Origin of the sequence: Streptomyces sp. MB09-01, from assembly GCF_033794505.1 — a bacterium.
Lineage (GTDB): Bacteria > Actinomycetota > Actinomycetes > Streptomycetales > Streptomycetaceae > Streptomyces.
In genome coordinates, this window is record NZ_JARAYQ010000253.1 from 1 (window position 1) to 11,650 (window position 11,650).

At 71.6% G+C, this 11,650-nt stretch carries 12 protein-coding genes; 8 read left to right on the top strand and 4 right to left on the bottom strand.

What is annotated here, in order from left to right:
• Window positions 1-721: hypothetical protein (locus PV721_RS35075; RefSeq protein ID WP_319731565.1), on the top strand; the 721-nt coding region annotated here is incomplete at its 5' end.
• Window positions 722-768: 47 nt separating this feature from the next.
• Here the strand turns inward: PV721_RS35075 and PV721_RS35080 are convergent.
• Window positions 769-1,998 (bottom strand): acyl-CoA dehydrogenase family protein, encoded by a 1,230-nt coding sequence (locus tag PV721_RS35080; RefSeq protein ID WP_319731566.1) that lies wholly within the window; start codon window positions 1,996-1,998, stop codon window positions 769-771.
• Window positions 1,999-2,213: 215 nt separating this feature from the next.
• Here PV721_RS35080 and PV721_RS35085 point away from each other — a divergent pair, with 215 nt between their 5' ends.
• Window positions 2,214-2,858 carry a TetR family transcriptional regulator gene (locus PV721_RS35085; protein WP_319731568.1) on the top strand — a complete coding sequence of 215 codons (645 nt, stop codon included), beginning with the start codon at window positions 2,214-2,216 and terminating at the stop codon, window positions 2,856-2,858.
• 97 nt (window positions 2,859-2,955) lie between these two features.
• Here the strand turns inward: PV721_RS35085 and def are convergent, their stop codons facing one another.
• Window positions 2,956-3,501 (bottom strand): peptide deformylase, encoded by a 546-nt coding sequence (def, locus tag PV721_RS35090; RefSeq protein ID WP_319731570.1) that lies wholly within the window; start codon window positions 3,499-3,501, stop codon window positions 2,956-2,958.
• 123 nt (window positions 3,502-3,624) lie between these two features.
• Here def and PV721_RS35095 point away from each other — a divergent pair, with 123 nt between their 5' ends.
• The 6 genes from PV721_RS35095 (at window position 3,625) to PV721_RS35120 (ending at window position 8,909) form a co-directional block, all read left to right on the top strand.
• A complete protein-coding gene (locus tag PV721_RS35095) occupies window positions 3,625-4,863 on the top strand; it encodes a MurT ligase domain-containing protein (RefSeq protein WP_319731572.1) in 1,239 nt (412 codons plus the stop codon).
• Between the two features lie 28 nt (window positions 4,864-4,891).
• Complete coding sequence (locus tag PV721_RS35100) at window positions 4,892-5,620, top strand: glutamine amidotransferase (protein WP_319731574.1); 729 nt, start codon at window positions 4,892-4,894, stop codon at window positions 5,618-5,620.
• A gap of 215 nt (window positions 5,621-5,835) precedes the next feature.
• Complete coding sequence (locus PV721_RS35105) at window positions 5,836-6,861, top strand: 6-phosphofructokinase (RefSeq protein WP_030711550.1); 1,026 nt, start codon at window positions 5,836-5,838, stop codon at window positions 6,859-6,861.
• 89 nt (window positions 6,862-6,950) lie between these two features.
• On the top strand, window positions 6,951-7,907 hold the full coding sequence (locus PV721_RS35110; protein ID WP_319731577.1) for a cytochrome c oxidase assembly protein: 957 nt from the start codon (window positions 6,951-6,953) through the stop codon (window positions 7,905-7,907).
• Between the two features lie 53 nt (window positions 7,908-7,960).
• On the top strand, window positions 7,961-8,098 hold the full coding sequence (locus tag PV721_RS35115) for a hypothetical protein (RefSeq protein ID WP_319731585.1): 138 nt from the start codon (window positions 7,961-7,963) through the stop codon (window positions 8,096-8,098).
• Window positions 8,099-8,183: 85 nt separating this feature from the next.
• On the top strand, window positions 8,184-8,909 hold the full coding sequence (locus tag PV721_RS35120; protein ID WP_319731578.1) for a lysophospholipid acyltransferase family protein: 726 nt from the start codon (window positions 8,184-8,186) through the stop codon (window positions 8,907-8,909).
• 26 nt (window positions 8,910-8,935) lie between these two features.
• Here the strand turns inward: PV721_RS35120 and PV721_RS35125 are convergent, their stop codons facing one another.
• Together PV721_RS35125 and PV721_RS35130 are read right to left on the bottom strand one after the other, a co-directional pair.
• Window positions 8,936-10,597, bottom strand: a complete 1,662-nt coding sequence (locus PV721_RS35125) for an alpha/beta hydrolase (protein WP_319731580.1) — start codon at window positions 10,595-10,597, stop codon at window positions 8,936-8,938.
• A gap of 181 nt (window positions 10,598-10,778) precedes the next feature.
• Window positions 10,779-11,540, bottom strand: coding sequence for an urease accessory protein UreD (locus PV721_RS35130; protein ID WP_319731582.1), 762 nt, complete (start codon window positions 11,538-11,540; stop codon window positions 10,779-10,781).
• Window positions 11,541-11,650 lie beyond the last annotated feature (110 nt).

An 11,650-nucleotide genomic window follows, 5' to 3' on the forward strand; every position in this document is an offset into this window, starting at 1 on the left:
GGCTCCCGGGTGTGCGGGCCAGGCCGGCCCGCAGCAGCCCGGCCCGGCCTGGCCCGCACACCCGGGAGCCCAGCCGTACGGCGCGTACGGCGCCCACCCGCAGCCGGGCCGGTACGGCTGCACCCTCTGCGGGGCCTGGCCCGCGGCGCCCGCGACCGTACGCGGCCACCAGGGCCTGATCGTGCTGATGCGGTTCCTGAGCCTGCGCGGGCCGTTCTGCCGCGACTGCGGACTCGCCACCTACCGCCGCATGTCCTCGGACACGCTGTGGCAGGGCTGGTGGGGTCCGCTCTCCTTCTTCGTCACGCCGGTGACCCTGCTGATGAACCTCGGCCCGCGGGCGGCCTTCCGCCGGCTCGCGCCCCCGGCGGGCGGCTACCGCCCCGCGCTCGACCCGGGCAGGCCGCTGTGGCGCCGGCCCCCGGCGCTGCTCTTCCTGCTGCCGGTACTGCTCGTCTTCCTGGCCGTCCAGGCGCTCCTCGTCATCGGCCTGGTGGTCGACGGCCCGGAGCAGCTGTCCGTGGGGCAGTGCGTGCGCAACGAGGGCACCTGGGTCGAGCAGGACCTGGAGGTCGTCCCGTGCGGCTCGTCGCGCGCCCAGTACGAGGTCACCGCGCTGCTGGACGCACCCGGCGCGCACTGCGCCCCGCTCGACTACGTCGCCGACCCGAAGTACGGCCCCGACGAGCTGACCGGCGCCTGCCTCACGTCGCTGCGCTGAGACCCGGGTGTGGGCTCCGGGCCCGGACCCCACACCCCGGACCGCGGCTAGCGGATCGGCATGCCGGAGATCGTGCGCGCGATCACCAGCCGCTGGATCTCGCTGGTGCCCTCGAAGATCGTGTAGATCGCGCTGTCCCGGTGCATGCGCTCGACCGGGTACTCGCGGGTGTAGCCGTTGCCGCCGAGGATCTGGACGGCCTGGGCGGTGACCTTCTTGGAGACCTCGCTCGCGAAGAGCTTGGACATCGAGCCCTCGGCCGAGTCGAACGGCCGGCCCGCGACCGCCATCCACGAGGCCCGCCACACCAGCAGCCGGGCCGCGTCGATCTGCGTGCGCATGTCCGCGAGCTGGAAGGCCACGCCCTGGTTGTCGATGATCGGGCGGCCGAACTGCGTACGGGTCTTCGCGTAGTCGAGGGCGACCTCGTACGCCGCGCGCGCGGTGCCCACGGCCATCGCGCCGACCGCCGGCCGGGAGGCCTCGAAGGTGGCCATGGCCGCGTTCTTCACGCGCTCCCCGCCGCCGCTGCGGGCGCGCTCGTGGGCCCGCGCGAGCCGCTCGTCCAGCTTCTCCTTGCCGCCGAGCAGACAGGAGCCGGGGATCCGTACGTCCTCCAGCACCACCTCGGCGGTGTGCGAGGCGCGGATGCCGTGCTTCTTGAACTTCTGGCCCTGGGACAGCCCCGGGGTGTTCGGCGGCACGATGAAGGAGGCGTGCCCCTTGGTGCCGAGCGCGGGGTCGACGACGGCCACGACGATGTGGACGTTGGCGATGCCGCCGTTGGTCGCCCAGGTCTTGGTGCCGTTGAGCACCCACTCGTCCTTGGCCTGGTCGTAGACCGCGCGGGTGCGCATCGAGCCGACGTCGGAGCCCGCGTCCGGCTCGGAGGAGCAGAAGGCGGCGACCTTCACGTCGTCCGGGGTGCCGTACATCTGCGGGATCCAGGTCCCGATCTGCTCCTCGGTGCCGTTGGCGACGACGCCGATGGCCGCGAGTCCGGTGCCGACGATGGACAGGGCGATGCCGGCGTCGCCCCAGAAGAGCTCCTCCATCGCCATCGGGATGCCCAGGCCCGTCGGGTCGAAGAACTGCTGGGCGTAGAAGTCCAGAGAGTAGATGCCGACCTTGGCGGCCTCCTGGATGACGGGCCAGGGAGTCTCTTCGCGCTCGTCCCATTCGGCGGCCGCGGGGCGCATCACATCGGCGGCGAAGCCGTGGATCCAGTCCCGTACCTGCTTCTGGTCGTCGTTGAGCTCCATGGTGAACTCCGCCATGTCCCCTCCACCTGTCTGTACGCGTCCATGCGGAAGTTACTAGCGGTAACCTACGCGAAGACCACAGTCTGTTACCGGCGAGTAAGGGCTGTCAAGCACGGAAGATCCGGACAACGGCACCCGGCGTGACGCAGCCGATTCGATCGCCGGGGCGTACCGGGTGTTACGTTGCGTGGGCGTCACGCACATCGCAAGGGCGGGGAGAGAAACACGTCATGGAGACCACTCAGCAGGCCGGCGAACCGGGAGCGGCCGAGCGCCGCCGTCGGGAGCTGCTCGAAGCCGCCGACCGGGTCGTGCTCAGGGACGGCCCCAAGGCCTCCATGAACGCCATCGCGGCGGAGGCCGGTATCACCAAGCCCATCCTGTACCGGCACTTCGGGGACAAGGCGGGCCTCTACCAGGCACTCGCCGTACGCCACACCGACGCCCTGCTCGACTCGCTGCGGGCCGCGCTCGACGCCCCCGCCGAGCGTCGCCGCCGGGTGGAGGCGACCCTCGACACGTACCTCGCCGCCATCGAGGCCCGTCCGCAGGTCTACCGCTTCCTCATGCACCCGGCCGAGGACTCCCACAGCGCGGAGCGCGGCTTCGACGTCGGGCTCCACTCGGCGCCGCTGCTGCGCCGGCTCGGCGAGGAACTGGCCGAGGTGATCGGCGAGCGGGTGGACCTCGGGCCCGGCGGCGAACGGCTGGCCCGGGTCTGGGGCCACGGCATCGTCGGCATGATGCACGCGGCCGGCGACTGGTGGCTGGGCGAGCGGCCCTGCGAACGCGCGGAGCTCGTCGCCGGCCTCACGGACCTCCTCTGGGGCCGCCTCTCCTCCGCCGGCAACCGCGTGAACGGCCCCGGCTTCTGACCCATCCGGCCTCGCCGGGCCGAACCCGGCCTCACCGAGGCCCCTCCGGGCTTCGCCGGGCCGTTCCAGCCCCCTCCGGCGAGGCCGGCTCGGGCGGCTAGCCTCGCGCCGACCAGGGGGCCTTGCGGATCGCCCGCCGCAGGCGACGGGCCCGCAGTCCCGTTACGCGGTCCGCGTACACGGTGCCGTCGAGGTGGTCGCACTCGTGCTGCAGGCAGCGGGCGAAGAAACCCGTGCCGGAGATCCGTACGGGCGCCCCGTCCGAGGTGACCCCCTCGACGACCGCCCGGTCGAAGCGGGACGTCCCCGCCTCCAGCCCGGGCAGGGACAGGCAGCCCTCGGGCCCGAGGAACTCGTCCCCGTCGGCCTCCACCAGCCGCGGGTTGACGATGTGCCCGACGTGGCGGACGTCCTCGTCGTCGGGGCAGTCGTAGACGAACACCCGCTTCCCGACGCCGATCTGGTTCGCGGCGAGGCCGACGCCCTCCGCGGCGTACATCGTCGCGAACATGTCCTCGACGAGCCGGTCGAGGTCCGGTCCGAATGCGGTGACTTCCGCGCAGGCCGAGTGGAGCACCGGATCACCCAGCAGGCTCATGGTGCGGACGAGGCCGGTGGTACCGGGAATGGGGCGCTGTCGCATGGCCGTAAGCGTACGACGGGCGACTATATGAGGAGATCCGCGGCGGGGCGGGGGCGCCGCGGTCAAGGCTCCGGCCGGTACTGGATAGGCTGGGGCCGACCGACGCAAGGAGGACAAGGGACGATGGCAGGCAACACGGAGCCGCTTTCGCCGCGGGCCAAGCTGGCCGTGACGGCGGGCAAGGCCGCGGCGGCGGTGTCGCGGGCCGCGGGACGCGGAAGCGGATCGGTGATCGGTGGCAAGGTCGCACTCAAACTCGACCCCGATCTTCTCGGCGCGCTGGCGCAACACCTCGACGTCGTCCTCGTCTCCGCGACGAACGGCAAGACCACGACGACCCGGCTGATCGCGGAGGCCCTGCGGGCCAGCGGGCCGGTCGTCTCCAACGCCCTCGGCGCCAACATGCCGGCCGGCATCACCTCGGCGCTGGCCGGCGGCTCGGACGCCAAGTACGGCGTCATCGAGGTCGACGAGAAGTACCTGGCCGGAGTGGCCCGGGACGTCACCCCCAAGGTGATCGCCCTGCTCAACCTCTCCCGCGACCAGCTGGACCGCGCCGCCGAGACCCGCATGCTCGCGGAGAAGTGGCGCGAGGGCCTCCAGGGCTCCAAGGCGGTCATCGTCGCGAACTGCGACGACCCGCTGATCGTCTGGTCCGCCTCCTCCTCGCAGAACGTGGTGTGGGTCGCGGCCGGCCAGGAGTGGAAGGACGACGCCTGGTCGTGCCCCTCCTGCGGTGGTGTCATGCAGCGTCCCGGCGACGACTGGTTCTGCGGCGAGTGCGGCTTCCGCCGCCCGACGCCGACCTGGGTGCTCTCCGGAGACCACGTGCTGGACCCGCACGGTTCGGCCTGGCCGATCCACCTCCAGCTGCCGGGCCGCGCCAACAAGGCCAACGCCGCCACCTCGGCCGCCGTCGCCGCCGTCTTCGGCGTACCGCCGCAGGTCGCGCTGGAGCGGATGTACCAGGTGCAGGCCGTCGCCGGCCGCTACGACGTGGTGACCTTCCAGGGCCGTGAGCTGCGGCTGCTGCTCGCGAAGAACCCGGCGGGCTGGCTCGAAACGTTTTCGCTGATCGACCCGCCGCCGACGCCGGTGATCCTCTCGGTGAACGCGCGCGGGGCCGACGGCACCGACACCTCCTGGCTGTGGGACGTGGACTACCCGCGCCTGGCCGGCCACCCGATCTTCGTGATCGGTGACCGCAAGCTGGACCTCGCGGTCCGCCTCGAGGTCGCGGGCCTGGACTTCCGGGTGTGCGAGACCCTCGACGAGGCCGTGCAGCTCGCGCCGCCCGGCCAGATCGAGCTGATCGCCAACTACACCGCCTTCCAGGACGTCCGCCGCCGCGTCGGCAACTAGGCCCGTCAGAAACGCAGAGGACAAGAGCATGAGCGACAACAGCCTGCGTCTGGTGTGGGTCTACCCCGACCTGCTCAGCACGTACGGAGACCAGGGCAACGCCCTCGTCGTGGAGCGCCGGGCCCGCCAGCGCGGCCTGGACGTGCAGCGCGTGGACGTGCGCAGCGACCAGCCGATCCCCACCTCGGGCGACATCTACCTGATCGGCGGCGGCGAGGACCGGCCGCAGCGCCTGGCCGCGGAGCGGCTGCTGCGCGACGGCGGTCTGGAGCGCGCCGTCTCGAACGGGGCGATCGTCTTCTCCGTCTGCGCCGGGTACCAGATCCTCGGCAAGGAGTTCGTCAACGACCAGGGCCAGCGCCAGGAGGGCCTCGGCCTGCTGGACGTCGTCACCTTGCGCGGTGAGGGCGAGCGGTGCGTCGGCGACGTCCTCGCCGACATCGACCCGCGCCTGGGCCTGCCCCAGCTGACGGGCTTCGAGAACCACCAGGGCGTCACGCACCTCGGTCCGACGGCCAAGCCGTTCGCCCGGGTGACGATGGGCCGTGGCAACGGCAGCGGCGACGGCACCGAAGGCGCGTACAACGACACGGTGTTCGGCACGTACATGCACGGCCCCGTGATGGCCCGCAACCCGCAGATCGCGGACCTGCTGCTGAAGCTGGCCCTCGACGTGAACGCACTGCCGGCCATAGAGGACCGGTGGTACGAGGCGCTGCGCGCGGAGCGCATCGCGGCCGCCACGCAGCCCGCGTAGCGCCCTGCGGGCCGCTCATCGGGGCGGCCCCGCCATCATGTGTTCGGCCCGGTTTTCCCTAGGGGGAACCGGGCCGACGTCGTTTCGTACGACGAGTACGACCAGCATGTGGAGGATGGTTCAGTCCACCGCTCCACCGCTTGTAGGGTGGCCGTAGTTCCAACCGGACGACGTGGTCCGGTCGCCGGCCCACGTTGCAAAGGTCTCTCCCTGCCATGCGCATTGGTGTGCTCACTTCCGGTGGCGACTGCCCCGGCCTCAACGCCGTCATCCGCTCCGTCGTGCACCGCGCCGTCGTCGACCACGGCGACGAGGTGATCGGCTTCCTCGACGGCTGGAAGGGCCTGCTGGAGGCGGACTACCGCAAGCTCGACCTCGACGCCGTCGCCGGCATCCTGGCCCGCGGTGGCACCATCCTCGGCTCCTCCCGGGTCCAGCCCGCGCACCTGCGCGACGGCGTGGAGCGTGCCCGCGGGCACGTCGCCGACCTCGGCCTCGACGCGATCATCCCGATCGGCGGCGAGGGCACCCTGAAGGCCGCGAACCTGCTGTCGCAGGCCGGTCTGCCGATCGTCGGCGTCCCGAAGACCATCGACAACGACATCGCCTCCACCGACGTCACCTTCGGCTTCGACACCGCCGTCGGCGTGGCCACGGAGGCCCTGGACCGCCTGAAGACCACCGCCGAGTCCCACCAGCGCGTGATGGTCGTGGAGGTCATGGGCCGCCACACCGGATGGATCGCGCTGCACTCGGGCATGGCGGCGGGCGCGCACGCGATCGTCGTGCCGGAGCGGCCCTTCGACATCGAGGAGCTGACGGCGATCGTCGGCGAGCGCTTCTCCGCGGGCAAGCGGTTCGCGATCGTCGTGGTCGCCGAGGGCGCCAAGCCGCGCCCCGGGTCGATGGACCTGGAGGAGGGCGGCGTCGACATGTACGGCCACGAGCGGTTCGCCGGCATCGGCAACCGGCTCGCCGTGGAGCTGGAGCACCGCCTGGGCAAGGAGGCCCGGCCGGTGATCCTGGGCCACGTCCAGCGCGGCGGCACGCCCACCGCGTACGACCGGGTCCTCGCCACCCGCTTCGGCTGGCACGCCGTGGAGGCCGCGCACCGCGGCGAGTTCGGCATGCTGACCGCGCTGCGCGGCACGGACATCGAGATGGTGCCGCTCGCCGAGGCGACCTCGACCCTCAAGACGGTGCCGGCCGACCGGTACGACGAGGCCCAGACGGTTCTGTAACCGTATGCCCGTTACGGCCGCCCCCGCGCGCAGGAGCGCACGGGGGCGGCACTACTGTGGTGGGGCGCCACGGTCAAGGGAGTGAAGAGATGGATCACAGCGGGCACGGCATGGACATGGACATGGACCTGCCGCCCTTCACTCTCGGACGCGGGTTGGAGTTCTCCTTCGACGCGTTCTTCCTGATCGGCTCGCTGGTGGGACTCGCCCTGTACGCGTGGGGCGTGCTCCGGCTGCGCCGGCGCGGGGACTCCTGGCCGCTGGGCCGGACCATCGCCTTCACCGCGGGCGTGCTGACCGTGGTCCTGGTGATGTGCACCAAGCTGAACGACTACGGCATGGTCATGTTCAGCGTGCACATGGTCCAGCACATGGTGATCAGCATGGTCACCCCGATCCTGGTGCTGCTGGGCGCTCCGGTGACGCTGGCGCTGCGCGCGCTGCCGCCCGCCGCCCGCGGCCACAAGGGCCCGCGCGAGCTGCTGCTGGCGCTGCTGCACAGCCGGTACATGCGGGTGGTCACCCACCCCGCCTTCACGATCCCCATGTTCATCGCGAGCCTCTACGCCCTGTACTTCACCCCGCTGTTCGACTTCCTGATGGAGAGCCGCACCGGGCACATCGCGATGATGGTCCACTTCCTCGCCGTCGGCCTCATCTTCTTCTGGCCGATCATGGGCGTCGACCCGGGTCCGCACCGTCCGGGTTACGTGATGCGGATGCTGGAGCTCTTCGCGGGCATGCCCTTCCACGCCTTCTTCGGCATCGCCCTGATGATGGCGAGCCAGCCGATGATCAAGACGTACTCGAACCCGCCGGCCTCCCTCGGCATCGACCCGCTGCTCGACCAGCAGTGGGGCGGCGGCATCGCCTGGGCGTTCAGCGAGATCCCCTCGGTGCTGGTCCTGATCGCGCTGGTCTACCAGTGGTACCACTCCGAGCAGCGGGCGGCGAAGCGCTCCGACCGGGCCGAGGACCGCAACGGCGACAAGGAGCTGGAGGCGTACAACTCGTATCTCGCCTCGCTCCAAGCGCGTGGCCAGTAGCGGAACGGCACTGTCGCGCGTCACCATGGGGCATGACCGGATCCGTTAAGGCGATGGCTGTCATGACCTTCGCCGCACTGGTGGCCGTTGCCGCGTACTCCGTGGTCCTCGGCAGCAACGGCTGGCTGTGGTTCGGCTGGGTGGTGCTGGGGCTGCTGACCGCCGGGATGGCCGCCTCCCGCAACGTCTGAAGACAGGTTCCCACCGCCCCCTCCAGCCCGTGGCTCACCGTCCGTAAACTGGCGGTGACAACGGGATATCGACGGGAGCGGCCTGGTGTTCTACCACTTGCTCAAGCACGTGTTGCTCGGTCCTCTGCTGCGGCTGCTGTTCCGGCCGCGGATCGAGGGCCTGGAGAACATCCCGGCGGAGGGTGCCGCGATCGTCGCGGGCAACCACCTGTCCTTCTCCGACCACTTCCTCATGCCCGCGATCCTCAAGCGGCGGATCACCTTCCTCGCGAAGGCCGAGTACTTCACCGGCCCCGGCGTGAAGGGCCGGCTCACCGCCGCCTTCTTCCGCAGCGCGGGGCAGATCCCGGTGGACCGGTCCGGCAAGGACGCCGGGCAGGCGGCGCTGCGCGAGGGGCTCGCGGTGCTGGCCAAGGACGAACTGCTGGGCATCTACCCGGAGGGGACGCGCTCGCACGACGGGCGGCTCTACAAGGGGAAGGTGGGCGTGGCAGCGATGGCCCTGGGCGCCGGGGTCCCCGTGATCCCCTGCGCGATGGTGGGCACCTTCGAGATCCAGCCGCCCGGGCAGAAGATCCCGAACATCCGGCGGGTGACGATCCGCTTCGGCCGGCCGCTGGACTTCTCCCGGTACGCCGGCATGGAGGGCGAGCGGGCGATCCTGCGGGCGGTCACCGACGAGATCATGTACGCGATCCTCGAGCTGTCCGGCCAGGAGTACGTCGACCGGTACGCGGCCGAGGTGAAGGCCGAACAGGAAGCCGAGCGGAAGAAGGAGCAACGGAAGAAGGCCCGGCGCTCCGCGCGCTGAGCCCTCTCCCGTACGGGCGGTCCGGTCTAGCGGACGGCCGGCAGCTCCTCACGGGCCGGCCACGCGCTGCCCGGTCCGTGGTCGAGCGACAGTGCGGCGACCTGGGCCGGGGCGACGGGCGCGGCGTGCGGGGCGCACGTGACGTCCTGCGCGTCGACCTTGCCGGTCAGCAGGTAGGCGTCCACCCGCGTGTTGATGCAGGGGTTCTGCAGGCTGGTGACACCGTGCGAGCCGGCGTTCTGCTCGGTGATCAGACGCGAGCCGGCGAGGCGGCGGTGCAGCTCGACCGCGCCCTTGTACGGGGTGGCCGCGTCCCGCTCGGACTGGACGATCAGGATCGGCGGAACGCGCTTGGCGCCGACCGCGATCGGGGTGCTCTGCTTGGCCTTCCAGGTCGCGCAGGGCAGGTTCATCCACGCGTTGGACCAGGTCAGGAACGGGTACTTCTCGTGGAGCTCGGTGTTGTCCCGGTCCCACTCGGCCCAGCTGGTGGGCCACTTGGCATCAGCGCACTCGACCGCCGTGTAGACGGCGTTGCTGTTCTCCGAGGCCGCGTTGCCCTTGGTGTCCGTCATGTCCGGGGCGATGGCGTCGACGAGCGCCTGCTCGTCACCGGCGGCGTAGGCGGCCCAGGTCTGCGCGACGGGCACCCAGGAGGAGTCGTAGTACGGGGCGCCCTGGAAGAAGCCGATGAGCTCGGCCGGGCCGACGATCCCGCCGATCGGCTGGGCCTTCGCCTTGTTGCGCAGCTCCTGCCACTTGGCCTCGACCTTGGCGCGGGTGTCGCCGAGGTGGAAGACCCCGTCGTTCTTGGCGACCCAGTCCTGCCAGTCGTTCCAGCGCATCTGGAAGGCGACGTCCTGGCCGAGGTTGGCCTCGTACCAGATGTTGTCCTGAGAGGGGTCGACCACGCTGTCGACGATCATGCGGCGCACGTGGGTCGGGAAGAGGCTCGCGTAGACCCCGCCGAGGTAGGTGCCGTAGGAGACGCCGAGGAAGTTCAGCTTCGCCTCGCCGAGGGCGGCGCGGATCACGTCCATGTCGCGGGCGCTGTTGGGCGTGGTCATGTGCGGCAGCATCTCGCCGCTGCGCTCCTTGCAGCCGTCCGCGTAGGCGGCGGCCAGCTTGCGCTGGGCGAGCTTGTCGGCCTCGCTGTCCGGGACCGGGTCGGCCTTGGGCGCCTTCACGAACTCCTGCGGGTCGATGCAGGAGACGGGCGCGGAGTGGCCGACACCGCGGGGGTCGAAGCCGACGAAGTCGTACGCCTTGGAGGCGTTGACCCACAGCGGGCTCTTGGTGGTGACCCGGCGCGGGAAGCGCATGCCGGAGCCGCCGGGGCCCCCGGGGTTGTAGACGAGCGCGCCCTGGCGCTCCTGCTCGGTGCCCGTGCTGCCGATCCGGTCGACGGCGATGTCGATGGTCTTGCCGTACGGCTTCGCATAGTCGAGCGGGACCTTCACCCAGCCGCACTGGATGGGCTTCTCCAGGCCCCAGTCCGCGGGGCAGTCCTTCCAGTCGATCCCGGTACGGGCGGCGCGGGCGGCGGCGATCTGAACGCCCAGCACCTCCGGCAGCTTCGGGCCGTTGCCGGTCGGGGCCGCGGCGGCCGGCGGGGCCAGCAGCAGGCTCGCCGCCAGTGTGCCGGTGATCAGTGTGGCGGCGCTCCCCAGCGTCGCGTTGCGTGTCACGTGGTTGTTCCCCCTGCGTCAGGTGCCGCCGTGGGCGGCCGGGTTGGTCGCGTTCGGTCGTCGGCGTGCAGGGGGATCTTGTCGTCTGTTCCGGGACCGGCGACAGAGCCGGATCGACTTCTTTGCCAACCCGATAACCGGAAAGGTGTGTACCGCTGAGCGGTGCCCGGTTCCTCCCCGTTCACCCGTGGAATGTGCGGCAGGCCTCGTCGAGCACCTCGCGCAGCCGCAGGGCGTCCGGGGCCAGGGCCGTCACGAGGACGGCCGGCCCGGCCAGCGGCGTCACCACGGCGCACTCCCCCAGCACCCGCGCCGCGGGCGGGTCCCCGGCGAAGGCGGGGTCCACGACGAGGAGCTGGCCGAGCGCCCGGTGGCCGGCCAGGCCCGCCGGGCCGTCCCAGCCGCCGGGCGCACCGGGTCCGCAGGTGAGCTCCTGGTCCAGCAGCGGACGGCCGCCGCGCGTGACGGTGAGCCGGCTGCTCAGCAGCCCGGGGGCCTCGCCCGAGCGGCCGAGCACCTGTTCCTCGCGCAGCAGCAGACGGGCGGTGGGGGCCAGTTCGACCCGGGTGTGCACCCGCAGTTCGCTGCCGCGCACCGAGACCAGCGGTTCCGGCAGCCATCGCACCGACGCCCCGTCCTCCAGGGTCAGGCGTACGTCGTACCGCGCGGGCTCGCCGCCGCGGCCGGGCAGCGCCAGGGTGGCCGCGGCCGAGGCGAGGGCGAGGCGCGCTCCGGGTCCGGCGGCGGCCTCGACGGTGAGGTGGTCCCCGCCCAGCGGCGCGCTCATCGCGCCGACCAGCACGACCCGGGCCTCGGCCCCCGCCCCCCGGGTGCGGCGCAGCGCGAGCGGCCCCTCGCCCGCCAGGAGCGGCAGGGCGGTGCCGCCCCGCCCGTCGGCCACGGCGCGGATGCGGGCGGTGGCCCGCAGACCCGACGCGGGCAGGGGGACGGAGTCCGGCGCTGTCTCTTATACACGTCTCCGGGCCCACTAGACAGGCCTCAAACTCGAATAGCGTGTCTGAGTTTACGAAAAACAACGCACATAGACAAAGA